Source organism: Aeromonas sp. R2-1 (assembly GCF_040908425.1).
GTDB classification, from domain to species: Bacteria; Pseudomonadota; Gammaproteobacteria; order Enterobacterales; family Aeromonadaceae; genus Aeromonas; species Aeromonas caviae.
On record NZ_JBFODR010000015.1, the window covers coordinates 74192 to 92331 of the forward strand.

Here is an 18140-nt window from a genome sequence, read left to right on the forward strand (position 1 = left end):
AGTGTCGGCCATCTGTCGTGTCGCCTCTCATCCCCTTTCCCTATGCTGGCCCTGTCAATCACCACAAGGAGCGCAAGATGATCGTCAGGAAGTTGAGATTGCAACGGGGATGGTCCCAGGAACAGCTGGCGACCCTCACTGGCCTGAGCGTTCGCACCATTCAGCGAATAGAGCAGGGACAACAACCCGGACTGGAATCCCTCAAGGCCCTGGCCGCCGTCTTCGAGCTCGATGTGACCCAACTGCAGGAGAGCGAGATGAAAGGGAATGAGGGCGAAGATCGGGGACGCGTGCAGGTGGCGCGAGATGAGCGGGAGGCGATGAAGTTCGTGGAGGGGCTCAGGGGCTTCTATGGCCACCTCATGAGCTATGTGCTGGTGATAGGGGGGCTGTTTGTCATCAACTACCTGAGCAACCCGGATTATATCTGGGCCTGGTGGCCCATGCTGGGCTGGGGGTTGGGGCTGGCTTCTCACGCCATCAACCTGTTCCAGCCCTTCAAGCTGTTTGGCCCGGAATGGGAGCGGCGCCAGGTCGAGAAACGGCTGGGGCGCAGGCTCTGATCCGCTCATCATGAAAAAACGGGCCCGGCATTGCCGGGCCCGTTCTGTTTTCAGCTCCATTTCGCAGGAGAGGGCATTGCTCTCCTCTCAACGGCGGATCATTCCCTTGTTCCGCAGAGAGCCGATCTACTTGGCATAGGCCGGGCAGGGGGTGGCGATCAGGGCGTCGTCCTCGTAGCGCCACAGGGTGAGGCTGTTGCCCCAGACGCACCCGGTGTCGAGTCCCTTGATATCGGATTTGCCGGTGTTGCCCATCAGGGCCGCCCAGTGGCCGAAGACCAGGATGGGGTCATCTACATGGTGCTCGCGCTGCTCGAACCAGGGGCGCAGGCCCGGGGTCGATTCGGTGGGGCCCTTCTTGCATTTGAAGTCGAGGCGCCCGTCGAAGTAGCAAAAGCGCATCCGGGTGAAGCTGTTGATGATGTAGCGGTAACGCTCTATGCCCAGCAGGTTGTCGTTCCAGCTGTCGGGCTGATCGCCATACATGTTGTGCAGCAGCCAGCTGTACTGATCCCCGCGCAGCAGGCTCTCCACCTCCCGGGCACAACTGCGGGCGGTGTGGGCGTCCCAGGCGGGGGAGAGGCCCGCATGCACCATCATGATGGGCAGGTCGGGGTGTTCTGCCAGCAGGGGACGGTGACGTAGCCACTCCAGCAGCTCGTCCCGATCCGGCGCCTCCATCAGCGCCTGCAGCTTGTCTTTCTTCTTGAGCGGGGCGACCCCGTGGGCCACCGCCAGCAGGTGCAGGTCGTGGTTGCCGAGCACGGTGACGGCCTGCTGCCCCAGTGATTTGACGAAACGCAGGGTGTTGAGGGAGTCCGGTCCCCGGGCGACGAGATCGCCGCACAGCCAGAGCGTGTCGTTATCGAAGTCGAACTCGGCAAGATCCAGCAGACGGCGCAAATCGTCGTAGCAGCCCTGGATATCACCGACGAAACAGTTCGCCATGAAACCTCAGTTGATTATGTTGGGGACGGCCAGCGTGAAGGGGGCGATGGGGGCTTCGAATTGTTGCCCCGATTCATCCTGCAGGATGTAGCTGCCTTCCATCACGCCAAGCGGTGTGGCGAGGGGAACGCCACTCTGGTAGGAAAAGGTCTCGCCGGGGGCGATCAGGGGTTGTTCACCGACCACGCCGGGACCTTCCACTTCCAGCATCTTGCCATTGGCATCCGTAATGAGCCAGCGTCGATGCAGCAGTTGCACCGTGCCCGGACCCAGGTTCTCAATCTCGATGCGATAGAGAAAATGGTAGGGATCTGCGGTTCCCGCCACATAGCTTGGGTGGGGGCGGACCACTATCCGGGCTTGGGTCATGGGATCAGGCCTGTTGCTGGTCGGCCAGCCAGTTGGCGATCGTGACGAACTGCTCGAGGGAGAGATTCTCCGGGCGCAGGTTGCCATCGATGCCAAGCTCGGTCAGCTGGGCGTCGGTGATGAAGTTGGAGAAGCTGTTGCGAATGGTCTTGCGACGCTGGCCGAAGCCTTCGGTGCAGACCCGGTTCAGGCAACGAATGTCTTTCGCGACGATAGTCGGGTTCTTGTGCGGGATCAGACGCACCACGGCGGAATCCACCTTCGGCGCCGGCTTGAAGGCGCCCGGACCCACTTCCAGCACCGGCACTACCTGACAGTAGTACTGGGTCATCACGCTCAGACGGCCATAGGCCTTGCTGCCCGGGCCGGCGGCCAGACGCAGTACCACTTCCTTTTGCAGCATGAAGTGCATGTCCTCCACCCGGTCGGCAAATTCGCACAGGTGGAAGATGAGGGGGGTGGAGATGTTGTAGGGCAGGTTGCCGAAGATGCGCAGCGGCCCCTTGCCTTCCCCCATCAGGGTGCTGAAGTCAAAGCGCATGGCATCGGCTTCGATGACGGTCAGCTTCTCTTTCAGGGTGGGGTGTTCGCGCAGACGTGCGGCAAGATCCCGGTCCAGCTCGACCACGGTCATCTTGTCCATCTGGGCGGCGACCGGCTCGGTGAGCGCGGCCAGACCCGGGCCTATCTCCACCAGATTCTGACCCGGTTGCGGGTTGATGGCGGCCACTATCTGGTCGATCACATACCGGTCGTGCAAGAAGTTCTGACCGAAACGCTTACGGGCCGTGTGGCCCATGTGCACCTTACTGCTCATATCTTTTTTTCTCTACCATCTGGATGGCGTGGTTGATCGCGGTGGTGAGGCTGCCGGGGTCTGCCAGGTTCTTGCCTGCCAGATCCAGCGCGGTGCCGTGGTCCACCGAGGTACGGATGAAGGGAAGTCCGAGGGTGATGTTGACCGAGTTGCCAAAGCCCTTGTACTTGAGCACGGGCAGCCCCTGATCGTGGTACATGGCGAGTACCGCATCCGCATCCTTGAGGTATTTGTCCTGGAACAGGGTATCGGCCGGCAGCGGGCCGACCAGATCGATCCCTTCCTGGCGCAGGGCGGCCAGGGCGGGTTCGATGACATCGATCTCTTCACGGCCCAGATGACCCCCTTCCCCGGCATGGGGATTGAGGCCGCAGACATAGATCCGGGGGTGTTCGATGCCGAACTTGCGCTTGAGATCCGCATTCAGGATGCGGATTACCTTGCCAAGGCGATCTTCGGTGATGGCCTTGGCCACATAGGCAAGGGGAATATGGGTGGTCGCGAGGGCCACTCTCAGCCCTTCGGTGGCCAGCAGCATCACCACATCGGCGGTGTCGGACTGCTGGGCGAAGAACTCGGTGTGACCGCTGAACGAGACGCCTGCCTGGTTGATGATCCCCTTGTGCACCGGCCCGGTCACCACGGCGGCGAATTCGCCGCTCAGGTTGCCGTCGCAGGCGCGCTGCAAGGTGGCCAGCACATAGGCGCCGTTACCCTCATCCAGCTTGCCTGGCACCACGGGGGCGCCGAGCGGCACGGGGCAGACGGTCAGAGTCCCCGCTCGCTGCGGACGGGTGGGGGCGCTTTCGTCATAGGGTTCAAGCTCGACGGGCAGCCCCAGCAGGGCGGCCCGTTCGCGCAACAGGGCGGGATCGGCGATCACCACCAGCTGATGGGGCCAATCCTGCTGGGCAATCTGCAGCACCAGATCCGGACCGATCCCGGCCGGTTCACCCGGGGTGATGGCAAGCCGGTGGCAGCTCAGTTGTGCCTCGGCGTGCCCTGGATGCACCTTGTTCATCTGAGTGTCGCCCATCAATTGGGTTCGATCTGGATGTAGGCTTCGTCGCGCAGCTCATCCAGCCAGGCCTGGGACTCTTCGGCGAAGCGGCGGTTGAAGATGAGCTGGTAGGCGCGTTGCTCCTGGGCCTTGCCGGTGGCGTCCTGGCTGCGGCGCTCCTCGAGCTGCACGATGTGCCAGCCGTGGCTGGTACGGAAGGGTTCGCTGATCTGGCCCGGTTGCAGGCGACCCAGCATGTCGCGGAATTCCGGCACATAGACGTTGGGATCAGACCAGCCCAGCTCGCCACCCTGCACCGCAGAGCCCGGATCTTCGGAGTATTTCTCTGCCATGCTGGCAAAGCTGGCCTTGCCGCTCTTGATGTCGTGCAGGATGCCGTCCAGGGTGCCCTTGGCCTTCTCCTCGCTCAGGATGATGGAGGGCTTGATCAGGATGTGGCGCGCCTTGACCTCGGTCTGCATGACCTGTTGCTGACCCTTGGTGTCGAAGATCTTGATGATGTGCAGACCGGCGCCGGAGCGCAGCGGGCCGACGATGTCACCCTTGCCGGCCCCTTGCACGGCTTCCGCCATCAGGGTGGGCATCTCCTGCGGGCTCAACCAGCCCCAGTCACCCCCTTCCAGCGCCTTGGGACCGTTACTCTCGGCAATGGCCAGCTTGCGGAAGTCGGCCCCCTCTTTCAGGGACGCCAGAATGCGCTCGATCTTGGCCTTGGCAGCGTTGAGCTGCTCGGCATTCGGGTTGTCCGGCAGCGCGACCTGGATATGGCCGATATGATATGACGTCTGCTGCTGGCCCTGTTTGCTCAGGGCTTCGACCACCTGCTTGACCTCCTGATCGGAGATGTTGATGCGACGGCGGACCTGGCTGCGGCGCACCTCGTTCATCAGGATTTCGCGGCGCACCTCCTCACGGTACTGGGCGTAGGTCAGGCCTTCCCGCTCCAGCTGGGCGCGCAGTTGCTCCAGGTTCATCTTGTTGTCGGCGGCGATGCTCTGAATGGCCTGTTCCAGCTGGGTGTCACTGATCTTGAGCCCCTGGCGCTCCGCCAGTTGCAGTTGCAGGCTCTCCTGGATCAGGCGATCCAGCGCCTGCTTGCGCAGGGTGACGTCATCGGGCAGGGACTGGCCGCTCTCCTGGGCGGAGGCCTTGACCTTTTGCACCAGGGCCTCCTGCTGACTGGCCAGCACCACATCCTTGTTGACCACGGCAAGCACCTTGTCCATCAGCTCGGGGGCGGCGAGGGCACCCTGGCTCATGACTCCGAACAGGCCTGCGGTCAGCAGGGAAATCAACGTCTTCTTCATATCCATCTCTCAAGGCGTTTGCCAGACCGGTTACTGGTCTCGCAGGTTAAACGGACGAATGTAAGGCAGTGCTTCGGTGTCCAGGGAGGTGCCCTTGGAGCCGGTACCCACGCTACCCAATCCTTTCATTTCAAATTGAATGCCGAGGCTGCGCTCGGACGTCGGGGTCAGGTTCACGTTGTCTGGCGTGTTGACCCATTCCAGGTTGAAGTTGATGCTCCAGCAGCAGGAGTCGTATTTCAGACCCACCTTGCGGTCCACTTTGACGTTCTGGTTGAGCTCCTGATAGTAGCCGCCATAAAGGTGCCAGCGATCGTCCAGCGGGGTGGTCAACAGCAGGCCGATCTGGTTGAGATCCGTCACCTGGCCCTTGTGGTCGAGGTCGTAGTTGGCATCCCGCACGAAGCGGTGGTTCAACTGGCTGATCAACTTCTCGTGACGGTACTCCAGGGCGCTGTTGGCAGAGCTTATCTGGCGCTGTTCCATATCATATTGTGCCCCCGCATGGGCATACCACTGCTCGTTGATCTTGGCGTCACCCTCGAACGACAGAGGGGAGCGGGTATTGGTACTCAGCTCATCGCTGCTGTAAAGCTTGACCCTGGGCGCCACGAAGTCGAAGGCTTGGGCAACGGCCAACCGGATTCGTTCATCCCCGGCCGGATCATAAATGCGGGTGGTGACCCCCAAGGAGAGCCGGTTGGAGTCGCTGATGCGGTCCAGACCGGCGAAGCGGCGATCGCTGAAGAGGCTGTAGTAGTCCTGGCGCATGGTGGTGGAGTCATAGACACCGATGTTGTCCTGATCCTTGTAGGGCACATAGAGGTACTGGAATTCAGGCTCCAGGGTCTGGTTGGCACCCTCGCCAAACCACTGCTGATCCCGCTCGAAGGTCATGCCGCCCTTGAGACGGAACGAGGGCAGTACCCGGGTGATGGTCCCCTCTTCCAGGGTGACGTCGCCGCCCTCTCTCGGGGTGAAACGATTGGTGAAGGTGCTGCTCATCTGGTCAGGCACCGTCTGGTCGTAACGGGTGTACATCAGCTTGTACTGGCTGTCGAGGAAGTAACCCGCCTCGTCAACGAGGGGGATGGTCAGGGTGGGGGCCGTGTAGACCCGGGTGCCGGTGTAGGCTTCACCCTTGTTCTGCTCGATGGCCTGATCGTTGTTGTAGCCGAAGTTGGTCAGCTCGGTATTCCAGGCCAGATCGTACCAGCTGCCCTGCTGGTAGTAGTTGTGGTTGATGCGCGGCATCAGCTCGTGGGGCTGCTGGGCGCTGGCCAGCAGGATCTGGTAGGTCCGTACCTCGGCATCGAGGTTCCAGTTCTGCTGGTAGTAACCCGCCTTCAGGGATTGCTGCAACTGGTTGTCGACCTGGGTCCCCACCTTGGGGGTGAAGTCGTTGAAGTAGTTGTAGTCCTGGTCCCGTACCTTGGTGTAGTCCACCGACACCCGCATGGCGTTGTCCATGAACATGGAGGTGTGGCGGGCACTGAGCAGGTAACGGTGACCATCAGAGAGATGCTGATTGAGGCTGGCCGTCTCGTCGTACTGCTTGTCGTCCGCCAGGTTCTCGAAGTAGAGGCTCCCCACGTGGGCCGGGTCCGGCATGTAGCGGAACTCGACCTGTTCCATCAGGCCCCGTCTGTCCATGAAGCGGGAGGTGATGGTGGCATCGTAGTTGGGGGCGATGTTCCAGTAGAACGGCTGGGTGATGTCCATACCGTTCTTGGAGCTTTGGGTATAGCCCGGGTAGAGCAGACCGGTCTTGCGCTCATCCTTGATGGGGAAGTTGATATAGGGGAAGTAGAAGACCGGATAGTCATAGAGCCAGAGGCTGGCGTTCCAGGCCTCCCCAAATACCTCGGACTGATCGATGTCGATGCTGCCGGCCTTCAGGGTCCAGGCCTCCTGGCCCGGTGGGCAGGTGGTGTACTGGGCCCCTTCCAGAGTGATGTTCTGGTTGTTGTTGGTCATGGTCACCTTTTCGGCGAAGCCGCGCACCGGTGAGCCATGGACCTGATATTTGCCCTCTTCCAGCTCGGAGTTCTTGGTGTCCAGGTTGGATTTCAGGGTCTTGTCGCTGGTGACCGTGATCTGGCCATCGTTGTAATAGATGTTGCCGATGGCGATGACATCCCGGCTCTTCTGGTCGAGCTGGGCATAGTCGGAGTCGAACTTGCGCACGCCCTGGCGCACCTTGACGTCACCCTCGTAGACGGCGGTACCGCCCTGCTTGGCCTCCAGGCGATCGGCATCCACCTCGACGGGCTGGGCATTGGCGTCCTGGTCCGCACTGGGCTTCTCTATCTTGGGAACATAGTCATAGCAGAGGCTGTCGAGGATCCCGGTAGCGGGTGGCGCATTGAGTGGAGCTGCCTGGGCCATGAGCGGGCTCAGGGCAGGAACAAGGCTGATGGTCAGGGCGATGGGACAGGAGTATCCCAGTGTCCATTTTGTCATGTGAAAGGCTCGCGCAATCCGTAGTAAAAACGGTGGATTCAGGGCATGCATTTTATGTCAGGATCCATCGAGTTGACATTGCATGTCATTGCTTTATGTTAGCCGGCAATGATAAAGCATTATTGCGGCCAGGGCTAACAGCCAAGTGCTGCTTTCCAATTTGGTTCCCGACTCATGCACGATCGCGCTTCCCTGCTTTTGCAATGGGCTCGCCGGATTTCCGGTGACGCCAACCTCTCGTTGACGCTTATTTCCGGTGACGCCAGTTTCCGCCGCTACTTCCGGGGCGGCGGTCTGGTGTGGGTGGATGCTAATCCGAAAACCGAAAAAAATCATGAATTCGTTCGCAATGCGGCCGCCCTGCACGATGCGGGGCTGCTGGCCCCCGAGGTAAAGGGGGTCGACTACGAGCAGGGATTGCTGGCGGTGACGGATCTGGGGGATACCCAGCTTATCGGCTGCCTGAACGAAGAGAGCGTACTGGCCTGGTACGGCAAGGCCATCGCCCTGCTGCCAGGGCTCGGCGCCGTGGCGCTCGAGCTCGAGCCCTTCGATGAGGCCTTCATGGCCCGGGAAAATGCCATCTTCCCCGAGTGGTTGCTGGGGCATCACTTGCAACTGGCCCTGAGTGATGAAGAGCAGCAGTTGCTGGCGGAGACCTTCGCCTGCCTCACGGCGAGCAACCTGGCCCAGCCACAAGGAGTGATGCACCGGGACTTCCACAGCCGCAACCTGATGGTGTGCGGCGGGACGAACCCGAAGGAGAGCGACCTCGCCCTTATCGACTTCCAGGACATGGTCATCGGGCCGCTGAGCTATGACCTGGTCTCCCTGCTCAAAGATTGCTACGTGCGCTGGCCGGACGTGGTGATCGAGCAGGGCATGCGACTTGGCTTCGACACCCTGCAAGGGGCCGGTCTGCTCGGCAATCTGGACTATGCCGCGTTTCGTCGCGCAGCCGATCTCACCGGCATGCAGCGCCACCTCAAGGCGGCGGGGATCTTCACCCGCCTCTATCACCGCGATGGCAAGGCCGGCTACCTCAAGGACATTCCCCGTACCCTGGGCTACGTCGTTGATGTCTGTCGCAGCCATGGCGCCGCCTATCCGGTGCTGGCCCGCTTCGGCCAGTGGCTGGAGCAGGTGGTGCTGCCCGGATTGGCGCGCACCGGGGTGACACCATGAAGGCGATGATCCTGGCCGCCGGGCGCGGCGAGCGGATGCGTCCGCTCACCGATCTGCTGCCCAAGCCGCTGCTGGCGGCGGGGGGCAAGCCGCTCATCGTGCACCATATCGAAAAACTCAAGGCAGCCGGCGTGACCACACTTGTCATCAACCACGCCTGGCTCGGACACAAGCTGGTGGCGGCCCTCGACGATGGCAGTGCACTCGGGGTCTCCATCCACTGGTCGGCCGAAGAGAGCGCGCTCGAGACCGCCGGCGGCATCGTGCAGGCGCTGCCCCTGCTGGGCCGCGAACCCTTTCTGGTGATCAACGGCGATACCTGGCTCGACCTGGATTATCGCGCTCTGGTGAACCAGCCGCTTGGGGACGATCTCGCCCACCTCTGGCTGGTGCCCAACCCTCCCCAGCACCCGCAAGGGGACTTCTCCCTGCAAGCGGGTCGGGTGCTGGACACCCCGGCCCTCACCTTCAGCGGCGTCGGCCTCTATCAGCCCGCCGCCTTTGCCGGCTTGCCCTGCGGGGCGCGCAAGCTGGCCCCCCTGCTGCGCGACTGGATGGTGCAGGGACGGGTGGGTGGCAGCCTGCTGGCAGGCGAGTGGCGCGACATCGGCACAGTGGATCGGCTGCGCGAGCTGGACGAGCAACTGCTCGCCGGCACCCATTAACTTCACGAGGTCTTGAACCATGCGTATTTGGGGCAAGGTGCTTGGCACCTTCTTCGGTTTTCTGCTCGGCAACATCTTCGGTGCCCTGCTGGGCCTGTGGATCGGCCATCGCTTCGATCGGGGCATGGGGATCCGCGGGGCCTTCCAGCGGGCACCCAGCCAGCAGCAGCAGGCCGTTTTCTTCCATGCCACCTTCGCCGTCATGGGCCACATCGCCAAGGCGAGCGGCCAGGTCACCGAGCACGAAATACGGGTCGCGTCCAACCTGATGGACAGGATGCGGCTGGCCGGAGAGCAGCGAGTACGGGCCCAGGAGTCATTCCGCCAGGGCAAGGAGAGTGACTTCCCCCTGCGCGAGACCCTGGCGGAGTTTCGCCAGGCGAGCCTGGGGCAGCGTGACATCCTGCGCTTCTTCCTCGAGGTCCAGCTGCAGGCCGCCTTCGCCGACGGTCAGGTGGAGGCGAACGAGCGGGCCATCCTGCAAACCATCGCCGACGAGCTGGGGTTCAGTCGCATCGAGCTGGCCCGCATTCTGGCCATGGCCGAGGCCCAGATGAACTTCTTCCACCGTCAGCAACAGCAGGGCGGTGGCCAGGGGCAGCAATACCGTCAGGAGCCCCCCTCCCGGGATCGCCTCAAGGATGCCTATCAGTTGCTTGGGGTGAACGAGAGCGACAGCGATCAGGAGATCAAGCGCGCCTATCGCAAGGAGATGAGCAAGCATCACCCTGACAAGCTGGCCGCCAAGGGATTGCCCCCCGAGATGATGGAGATGGCCAAGGAGAAGACCCAGGAGATCCAGCAGGCCTGGGAGTGGATCCGCGAGGCCCGCGGTATTCGCTGAGCCCTGTGCCCGCCATAAATAAATGCCCGTCGATGACGGGCATTTTTGTTTTCAGAGTCTGGTTTTTCTTTTCATGGAAGAAAAATCAGTGGGCATCGACCCAGACAAACTTGAGGACGAAGAGCAGGGCCACCACCAGCACGCAGGGGTTGATCTCGCGCCAGCGGCCGGTGCCCGCCTTCATCACGCAGTAGGAGATGAAGCCCACGGCGATCCCCTCGGTGATGGAGAAGCTGAACGGCATCATCACCGCGGTCATGAAGGCCGGCACCGCTTCGGTCAGGTCTTCCCACTTCACCCGGGTCAGCTCGGAGCACATCAGCACGCCCACGTAGATGAGGGCCCCCGCTGCGGCATATGCCGGCACCATGGCGGCGACCGGAGAGAAGAAGATGGCCAGCAGGAACAGGATGCCCACCACGATGGCGGTCAGGCCGGTACGGCCGCCGACGGCGACCCCGGAGCTGCTCTCGATATACGCAGTGACCGAGGAGGTGCCCATAAAGGCGCCGCCGACGGAGCTGACGCTGTCTACTACCAGGGCCTGCTTCATGCGCGGGAAGTGTCCCTTGTCATCGGCCAGCTTGGCACGGTTGGTCACGCCGATCAGGGTGCCGGAAGAGTCGAACAGGTTGACCAGCATAAAGGAGAAGATGATCCCGGCAAGGCTGATGTCCAGCGATCCCATCAGATCCAGCTGGCCGAAGACCGGTGCAATGCTCGGCGGCACGGAGACGAAGCCCTTGAAGGTGACATCGCCGAACAGCCAGCCCAGGGTGGTGGTGACGACGATGGCGATGAGCACGGCGGAGTGGACACCGCGGGCGGAGAAGATGCAGATGAGGAAGAATCCCAACAATCCCAGCAGGCAGGGCAGGGAGGTGAGGTTGCCCACGGTCACCATGGTGGCGGGGCTCGCGACCACGATGCCGGCATTGTGCAGGCCGAGCAGGGCGATGAGCAGACCGATGCCGGCGGTGATGCCGACCCGCAGGGTCAGGGGAATGTTGGCGATGAGCCAGTAGCGTACCCGCAGCAGGGTCAGGATCAGCAGGCCCAGCGCACCCCAGAAGATGGTGCCCATGCCGACCTGCCAGGAGTAGCCCATGCCAGCCACCACCACGAAGGCGAAGAAGGCGTTGAGGCCCATGGCGGGAGCCAGGGCGATGGGCAGGTTCGCCAGCAGACCCATCAGGATGCTGCCGACACCGGCGATGAGGCAGGTGGTAACGAACACGGCCTGGGTGTCCATGCCTGCCGCAGAGAGGATCTGCGGGTTGACGAAGACGATGTAGACCATGGTCAGGAAGGTGGTGATGCCGGCGATCACCTCGGTGCGGGCCGTGGTGCCATGACCGCGCAGGGCAAACAGGCGCTCGAGCAATCCCTGCCCGGCAGCCGGGCTGGCGGTCTGCCCGGTAGCGTGATGTGGTTGATTCATGTTGGATTCCAATGGGTGACGTGAAATAGGCAGCAGGGGACCCGGCCCATCCATGCGGGGCGACGGACCCTGATTCTGGCGGTGAAGTGACCAGACTCGTCCTGATACCGTGACAGCGCGCACATTTTCACACAGGCGGCCAGGTTTACAAACCCCGGATGTGCGAGGCGGATCAATGAATAGAGTAAAAATTCAAACGTTTTCCCCCGGAGGCAGGAAAAAGGGGACCAATAGAGCCCCGTTTCCACATCGGGATCAACGGTTTTTCTGGTAGCGTTCGATAAGCTGGCTCAGCACGGCATCGCTCTGCTCCAGCAAGGGATCGAGGGCCAACCCCATGCGTTGTAGCAGCAGGGTGGCCTGGGTTTCGCTCAAGGGACGGCCATCAAGGAAGTAGGCCTGCTCGGCCAGTTGCTTGTCATGGCGGGGCAGCAGCACCCAGTGCACTCGTCGGGGTTCGATGACGGCGAGGATCCGGTTGGCGGCCGCGCAGAAGGTATCGATGTGCTGCTTGCCATCCGGCCCCAGGCAGCCGGGTTCGAGCCGGATCTGGATGGTGAGTCTGGTGGTGGAGGCTTGGGTCATGGGTCGCTATCGCTGGGGTAGAGGTGGAGATTGTAAGTCAGAAGAGGCAAAAAAGGGGAGCCCCGGCTCCCCTTGTGACGTCATGCCTGGCGGCGCGGCTGTTGCCTCGCCTTACTTGGCAATGCGCTTGTACTTGGCGCGGCGCGGCTGGATAGCCTCGGCACCGTAGGTCTTCTTCTTCCACTCTTCGTATTCGGTGAAGTTGCCTTCAAAGAATTCGATCTTGCCCTCGTCCTGGTAGTCCAGGATGTGGGTGGCGATGCGGTCGAGGAACCAGCGGTCGTGGGAGATGACCATGGCGCAACCCGGGAACTCCAGCAGGGCGTTCTCGAGGGCGCGCAGGGTTTCGATGTCCAGATCGTTGGTCGGTTCATCCAGCAGCAGCACGTTGCCGCCGGTCTGCAGCAGCTTGGCCAGGTGCAGACGGCCACGCTCACCACCGGAGAGCTCGCCGACCCGCTTCTGCTGGTCGGAACCCTTGAAGTTGAAGCGGCCGATGTAGGCGCGGCTCGGGAACTCGTAGTTGCCGATGCGCAGGATGTCCTGGCCGTCGGCGACTTCCTCGAACACCGTCTTCTTGTCGTTCATGCTGTCGCGGAACTGATCCACGGAGGCCAGCACCACGGTGTCACCCAGGGTGATGGAACCGGAATCCGGCTGCTCCTGACCCGACATCATGCGGAACAGGGTCGATTTACCGGCACCGTTCGGACCGATGATGCCGACGATGGCACCCTTCGGAATGGAGAAGGAGAGATCGTCGATCAACTGGCGGTCGCCATAGGACTTGCAGAGGTTGGCCACCTCCACCACCTTGTCGCCCAGGCGCGGTCCGGGCGGAATGAACAGCTCGTTGGTCTCGTTGCGCTTCTGGTAGTCGTTGGTGTTGAGCTCTTCGAAGCGAGCCATACGAGCCTTGGATTTGGCCTGACGGCCTTTCGGGTTCTGACGAACCCACTCCAGTTCCTTCTCGATGGACTTGCGACGGGCGGCTTCGGAACTGGCTTCCTGGGCCAGACGGGCATCTTTTTGCTCCAGCCAGGAGGAGTAGTTGCCCTCCCAGGGGATGCCTTCGCCGCGGTCCAGCTCCAGGATCCAGCCCGCCACGTTGTCGAGGAAGTAGCGGTCGTGGGTGATGGCCACGACGGTGCCTTCGTAGTCGTGCAGGAAGCGCTCCAGCCAGGCCACGGATTCCGCATCCAGGTGGTTGGTCGGTTCGTCCAGCAGCAGCATGTCCGGTTTTTCCAGCAGCAGGCGGCACAGGGCCACGCGGCGGCGCTCACCACCGGAGAGGTGCTTGATCTGGGCATCCCAGGCCGGCAGGCGCAGGGCATCGGCCGCGCGCTCCAGCTGGTTTTCCATGTTGTGGCCGCCCTGGGCGGCGATGATGGCTTCCAGCTCGCCCTGTTCGCGGGCCAGCTTGTCAAAATCCGCATCCGGGTCGGCATAGGCTGCATAGACCTCGTCGAGGCGCGCCATGGCGCGTTTGACGTCGCCGACCGCCTCTTCGACCGCTTCGCGTACGGTCTGCTCCGGATCCAGCTTCGGCTCCTGGGGCAGGTAGCCGATCTTGATGCCGGGCTGCGGACGGGCTTCCCCTTCGATCTCGGTGTCGATGCCCGCCATGATGCGCAGCAGGGTCGATTTCCCGGCGCCGTTCAGACCCAGCACGCCTATTTTGGCCCCCGGGAAGAAGGAGAGGGAGATGTTCTTGAGAATATGACGCTTGGGCGGCACGACCTTGCCGACCCTGTTCATGGTGTAAATAAATTGAGCCATTGGCTAATTCTCTTCCTTTCAGCAGTTTAATGGCTTGGCATTAACAAACTGATGTCGTGGTGGGGCCGGGTCGACGGGCCGTCAACCCGGTTCCAAAAAACCCGTCGATTGTAAACCAATGGGAGAGGGGCGGCAAAGCCGGGCGCCGCAGGCCGGGACGGCCGACAGGCGCGAGGGAAGAGGGGCAACCGGGTAAGCTCAGCGCGGTGAGTTGCGGCGGGCCGGTTTGTCAGGATCCTGCCCCGAGTAGTAGAGCACCCGCTGCACATACTCCTGGGTTTCCTGATAGGGCGGCACACCGCCGTGGCGCAGCACGGCCTGCTCCCCGGCGTTGTAGGCGGCGCTGATCCTCACCCAGTCCGGACCGAACTGCTTCTCCAGCCACTTCAGGTAGATCATGGCACCACGGATGTTCTGCTGGGCATCGAACGGCCGGGTCACGCCGAAGCGGGCCTGGGTTTCGGGAATGAGCTGCATGACGCCCTGCGCCTGCTTGGGGGAGACGGCGGTACTGTTCAGATTGGATTCGGCGATGGCGATAGCCAGGGCGAGTTGAGGGTCCACTTTGTGACGCTGGGCGGCCTGGCGGATCATGATGGCCAGCTTTTGCTTGGCCTGTGACTGTCTGGCCAGGTAGCGCTCCTGATCGAAGGGGGTACTGGGGCGCACCCAGGGGGCTCCGCCACCGCCTCCAATGCCGCAGGTACCCAGGGGCGCATTGCCGACCCGCTCGTTGTAGTAACGGGCGGCTTGCTGGTTGCCAAGGCGCATGGCCATGGCCAGGTAGGCGTTGGCGCTGCGGGCATTGCGGATCCCCTGGGGGCCGCGGGCCAGCAGGCGGCCGATGCGGTAATAGGCTTCCGGGTTGCCAAGGTTGGCGGCGGTGCAGTAGTGGGCGATGGCCTGCCGCGGGTTTCCCTGTTCCATGGCGGCACCCTGGCGCAGTGCGCTCATGGCCTTGGGGGCCTGACGAAAGGGATCTGCGTGGGAAGTGGTGGCGAGCAGTATCAGGAGTCCCCAGCCCCAGAGTCGTTTTTTCATGGAAACCTCGTCGTTGGTATCCGCAACATATAGGCCCGATCCGGGGAGGGACGCCAGCCAGCAGATGGAACATCTGGTTATGTGGGTGAGCGGCAGAGATGAAAACGGTATGGAACTTTTGGTGCAGGGGAGAGGCGGTATGACTCCCGGGTCAGTGACTGCTTTGATAGATTTGTTAATTGAAGTTCAATATGCTGACAGAGTTGTTTTCTAACGCCTTGTATTTGCATGATGTCAGCCAGGCCATCGATGCAATGTCGTCGGGTCTGCCGGGTGAATCGATAGCGCCTCTGATGAGGGCAGGATGTGCATATGGTCGAATCGGTCGATATCTCTGTCGTGGTGCCTGCCAAGGATGAGCGGGACAATCTGGCCCCGCTTGTCGGCGAAATAGATGCCGCCCTTGGGGGCAGGTTCGAATACGAACTGATCTATGTGGACGATGGCAGTGTGGACGACAGCCATGTGGTACTGCGCGATTTGCAGACGCGTTTCCCCAGGCTGAAGGTGCTACGCCATGTCCATGCCGTGGGCCAGAGCATGGCGGTGCTGAGCGGAGTGCGCCACGGGCGTGGCGACTGGCTGGTGGTACTCGACGGCGATGGTCAGAACGATCCCGCCGACATTCCCGCCATGCTGGAGGAGGCGATGCGCCGCTACCAGAGCGATCCATACCAGGTGGGCCTCATCGGCCACCGGGTCAACCGCCGTGACGACTGGGTCAAGCGCCTCTCTTCAAAGCTGGCCAACGGCTTTCGCGACCTGCTGCTGCGCGACGGCATTCCGGATACCGGCTGCGGGCTCAAGGTGGTGCGTCGCGACTGGTATCTGAAACTGCCCGCCTTCAATCACATGCACCGCTACATCCCCGCGCTGATCCAGGCACAAGGGGGGCGCATGGCACCCTGGCCGGTCAACCACAGGCCACGCCAAGCGGGGATCTCCAAATACGGGGTCTGGAACCGGCTCTGGGTCGGGCTGGTGGACGTGGTCGGGGTCTGGTGGTTGCAGCGCCGATCCAAGGTGGTTGAAATCCGGGAGATGCTGGAGTGATGGACGCCTGGCTGTCTGCCCCCATCGACTGGCTGGACTGGACCGGGGTGCATGTCACCGGCTGGAAGCTGATCGGCTATACAGGGGCGCTGATGTTCGGCGGACGCTGGCTGGTGCAGTTTCTGGCGTCCAGGCGGGCGGGACGACCCGTCATCCCGCGCTTGTTCTGGTACATGAGCGTGATCGGCAGCCTGATGACGCTCAGCTACTTCACCTTCTCTCCCAAGCAGGACTCTGTCGGCGTGCTGCAAAACCTCTTCCCCACCTTCACCGCGCTCTACAGCCTCTATCTCGATATCCAGCATCGGGGCTGGCGGCGGGACAAGGCAGTGACCGGGGATGCTCGTCATGGTGAGTGATCGCACCCTGCTCAATCAGACGTCCCTTGGCTGGTTGCTGCTGATCGCGCTGGTGGTGCTGGGGGCCGGGCTGGGTCTGCGGGACCCCTGGCCGGCGGACGAGCCGCGTTTCGCCCTGATCGCCCGGGAGATGGTGGAGAGTGGCCAGTGGCTCTTCCCCATGCGCGGCGGGGAGCTCTATCCGGACAAGCCGCCGCTGTTTATGTGGGGGATCGCGATCGGTTATGTGTTGACTGGCTCCATCAAGGTGGCCTTTCTGCTGCCCTCCCTGCTGTCTGGCTTGCTGACCATCTTGCTGGTGTGGGATCTGGGGCGCCGCCTGTGGGATCCGGCGACGGGATTTCTGGCGGGCTTGCTGCTGCTCTTTACCGTCCAGTTCACCCTGCAGGCCAAGACGGCGCAGATCGACGGCCTGGTCACCTTCTTCATCACCCTCGGTCTCTATGGTTTTCTGCGCTTCCTCCTCTGCGGTGGCGGGTGGCGCTGGTACTGGCTCGGCTGGTTTGCCGCGGGGCTTGGCGTCATCACCAAGGGGGTGGGAGTACTGGCCCTGCTGGTGCTGCTTCCCGCGCTCTGGACCCACAGGGCACAAATCCGCGCCGCGCCGTTGTCAGCCTGGCTGAAGGCCCTGCTCGGGCCGCTGGCCATGGCCCTGGCGATGGGCCTCTGGCTGGTCCCCATGCTGGAGGCCGTGACCCGAAGCGGAGATCCCCTCCTGCTGGCCTACAGAGACAACATACTGCTGCGCCAGACGGTGACTCGCTATACCAGCGCCTGGCACCACGTCAAACCCTTCTGGTACTACCTCACCTCGGTGATCCCGCCGTTCTGGCTGCCGCTCTCCCTGCTGCTGCCCTGGCTGGTGGTGGCCTGGCGGCGCGCCATCCGGGCGCAGGACAGGCGTATCCTGCTGCTGCTGGGTTATCTGGTGCTGGTGGTGCTGTTTTTCTCCTGCTCGCCGGGCAAGCGGGGCGTCTACATCACACCCGGTACGCCCGCCCTGGCGCTCCTTACCGCACCCTTCATCGGCACCCTGCTGGTCCGGGTCTGGCCGGGGCGACTACTGGCCGGGCTCGGCTGGCTGCTGGGGGGGGCAGGGCTGGTGGGGGCTCTGGTGCTGGCATTTAGCGACAGAGTGGCCAGCCGTCTGGGGGAACTGGGGCCGGATCCCTGGCTTCCCCTGCTGGTGCTGGGGGGATCCTTGCTGCTGATCAATGCCTGGCTTCGCCGGGCGCCACTGACCGCCATTCTCAGCTCCCTGGCAGTGGGGTGGCTGATCTACTCCTGCTGGATCAGCGTGCGCCTCAACGAGGTGCGCACCCCTCAGGCAGTCATGGCATTGGCGGCGCAGAAGGTGCCTGTGGGGGATGAACTGCTGCTGGCGGGCTTCAAAGAGCAACATCTGCTGTTTAGCCTGCAACCAGTGAAACATTACCCTTATCTGATGGGAGACGGGGAGCAGGCCAGGGAAGCTGCCGCCTGGATAGGGGCTGCCCCCGGGCGCTGGGTACTGGGGAGCGCCGACCTGATGGTGAGGTGTTTTGACTCCGCGAAGATGGAAAACCTCGGCAACCGTCACCGCACCGACTGGCTGCTGGCAGGCCCGCAGGCCCTCAAACCCGCCTGTCGTGGGCTCTCCCCCACCATGGTGCCCTTCAGCTATACCCCTTCATCCTGAGCACAGGGTCGCGAGCCAGGGG

General features: G+C 62.6%; 17 protein-coding genes. 7 read left to right on the forward strand and 10 right to left on the reverse strand.

Going from position 1 to position 18140, the window contains the following annotated elements; all coding sequences use genetic code 11:
• Nucleotides 1-77 precede the first annotated feature (77 nt).
• Nucleotides 78-563 (forward strand): 2TM domain-containing protein, encoded by a 486-nt coding sequence (locus tag AB5Y80_RS03495; RefSeq protein WP_041211140.1) that lies wholly within the window; start codon nucleotides 78-80, stop codon nucleotides 561-563.
• Between the two features lie 126 nt (nucleotides 564-689).
• On the opposite strand, the gene AB5Y80_RS03500 is transcribed toward AB5Y80_RS03495, so the two are convergent.
• The 6 genes from AB5Y80_RS03500 to lptD are packed head-to-tail and all read right to left on the reverse strand — an operon-like array spanning nucleotide 690 to nucleotide 7488.
• Nucleotides 690-1511, reverse strand: coding sequence for a symmetrical bis(5'-nucleosyl)-tetraphosphatase (locus AB5Y80_RS03500; RefSeq protein ID WP_039040022.1), 822 nt, complete (start codon nucleotides 1509-1511; stop codon nucleotides 690-692).
• A 6-nt stretch (nucleotides 1512-1517) separates the two neighbouring features.
• Entirely contained in the window at nucleotides 1518-1880 is a 363-nt protein-coding gene (gene apaG, locus AB5Y80_RS03505) for a Co2+/Mg2+ efflux protein ApaG (protein WP_010673206.1), read from the reverse strand.
• 4 nt (nucleotides 1881-1884) lie between these two features.
• Complete coding sequence (gene rsmA, locus AB5Y80_RS03510; RefSeq protein WP_010673207.1) at nucleotides 1885-2697, reverse strand: 16S rRNA (adenine(1518)-N(6)/adenine(1519)-N(6))-dimethyltransferase RsmA; 813 nt, start codon at nucleotides 2695-2697, stop codon at nucleotides 1885-1887.
• Nucleotides 2687-3682 (reverse strand): 4-hydroxythreonine-4-phosphate dehydrogenase PdxA, encoded by a 996-nt coding sequence (pdxA, locus tag AB5Y80_RS03515; protein WP_368172532.1) that lies wholly within the window; start codon nucleotides 3680-3682, stop codon nucleotides 2687-2689. The genes rsmA and pdxA overlap by 11 nt, the downstream gene beginning before the upstream one ends.
• A gap of 50 nt (nucleotides 3683-3732) precedes the next feature.
• Nucleotides 3733-5025 (reverse strand): peptidylprolyl isomerase SurA, encoded by a 1293-nt coding sequence (surA, locus tag AB5Y80_RS03520; protein ID WP_048208296.1) that lies wholly within the window; start codon nucleotides 5023-5025, stop codon nucleotides 3733-3735.
• A gap of 30 nt (nucleotides 5026-5055) precedes the next feature.
• Nucleotides 5056-7488: an LPS assembly protein LptD gene (gene lptD, locus AB5Y80_RS03525; protein WP_039040025.1), complete on the reverse strand. Its 2433-nt coding sequence runs from the start codon at nucleotides 7486-7488 to the stop codon at nucleotides 5056-5058.
• A 174-nt stretch (nucleotides 7489-7662) separates the two neighbouring features.
• Here lptD and AB5Y80_RS03530 point away from each other — a divergent pair, with 174 nt between their 5' ends.
• From AB5Y80_RS03530 to djlA, 3 genes are read left to right on the forward strand one after another with little or no spacing between them, the layout of a single operon-like run.
• Nucleotides 7663-8673 carry an aminoglycoside phosphotransferase family protein gene (locus AB5Y80_RS03530; protein ID WP_128296465.1) on the forward strand — a complete coding sequence of 337 codons (1011 nt, stop codon included), beginning with the start codon at nucleotides 7663-7665 and terminating at the stop codon, nucleotides 8671-8673.
• A complete protein-coding gene (gene murU, locus AB5Y80_RS03535; RefSeq protein ID WP_183149409.1) occupies nucleotides 8670-9338 on the forward strand; it encodes an N-acetylmuramate alpha-1-phosphate uridylyltransferase MurU in 669 nt (222 codons plus the stop codon). Before AB5Y80_RS03530 ends, murU begins: the two co-directional genes overlap by 4 nt.
• 19 nt (nucleotides 9339-9357) lie before the next feature.
• On the forward strand, nucleotides 9358-10182 hold the full coding sequence (gene djlA / locus AB5Y80_RS03540) for a co-chaperone DjlA (RefSeq protein ID WP_039040028.1): 825 nt from the start codon (nucleotides 9358-9360) through the stop codon (nucleotides 10180-10182).
• A gap of 85 nt (nucleotides 10183-10267) precedes the next feature.
• Here djlA and AB5Y80_RS03545 read toward each other — a convergent pair whose 3' ends face one another.
• The 4 genes from AB5Y80_RS03545 to AB5Y80_RS03560 all read right to left on the reverse strand — a co-directional run bounded on the left by AB5Y80_RS03545 (nucleotide 10268) and on the right by AB5Y80_RS03560 (nucleotide 15028).
• Entirely contained in the window at nucleotides 10268-11623 is a 1356-nt protein-coding gene (locus tag AB5Y80_RS03545) for an NCS2 family permease (RefSeq protein ID WP_010673214.1), read from the reverse strand.
• A 255-nt stretch (nucleotides 11624-11878) separates the two neighbouring features.
• Nucleotides 11879-12208 (reverse strand): hypothetical protein, encoded by a 330-nt coding sequence (locus tag AB5Y80_RS03550; protein WP_201901547.1) that lies wholly within the window; start codon nucleotides 12206-12208, stop codon nucleotides 11879-11881.
• Between the two features lie 111 nt (nucleotides 12209-12319).
• Nucleotides 12320-13987: an energy-dependent translational throttle protein EttA gene (ettA, locus tag AB5Y80_RS03555; RefSeq protein WP_010673216.1), complete on the reverse strand. Its 1668-nt coding sequence runs from the start codon at nucleotides 13985-13987 to the stop codon at nucleotides 12320-12322.
• A gap of 198 nt (nucleotides 13988-14185) precedes the next feature.
• Nucleotides 14186-15028, reverse strand: a complete 843-nt coding sequence (locus tag AB5Y80_RS03560) for a lytic transglycosylase domain-containing protein (protein WP_041214605.1) — start codon at nucleotides 15026-15028, stop codon at nucleotides 14186-14188.
• Between the two features lie 312 nt (nucleotides 15029-15340).
• Between AB5Y80_RS03560 and AB5Y80_RS03565 the strand changes: the two genes are divergently transcribed.
• Genes AB5Y80_RS03565 through AB5Y80_RS03575 form a run of 3 tightly spaced genes read left to right on the forward strand, consistent with a single transcriptional unit; the run spans nucleotide 15341 to nucleotide 18118 of the window.
• A complete protein-coding gene (locus tag AB5Y80_RS03565) occupies nucleotides 15341-16081 on the forward strand; it encodes a glycosyltransferase family 2 protein (RefSeq protein WP_124813446.1) in 741 nt (246 codons plus the stop codon).
• Nucleotides 16081-16440 (forward strand): lipid-A-disaccharide synthase N-terminal domain-containing protein, encoded by a 360-nt coding sequence (locus tag AB5Y80_RS03570; RefSeq protein WP_042864347.1) that lies wholly within the window; start codon nucleotides 16081-16083, stop codon nucleotides 16438-16440. The genes AB5Y80_RS03565 and AB5Y80_RS03570 overlap by 1 nt, the downstream gene beginning before the upstream one ends.
• Complete coding sequence (locus tag AB5Y80_RS03575) at nucleotides 16430-18118, forward strand: glycosyltransferase family 39 protein (protein ID WP_323879725.1); 1689 nt, start codon at nucleotides 16430-16432, stop codon at nucleotides 18116-18118. The genes AB5Y80_RS03570 and AB5Y80_RS03575 overlap by 11 nt, the downstream gene beginning before the upstream one ends.
• Nucleotides 18119-18140: the final 22 nt, after the last annotated feature.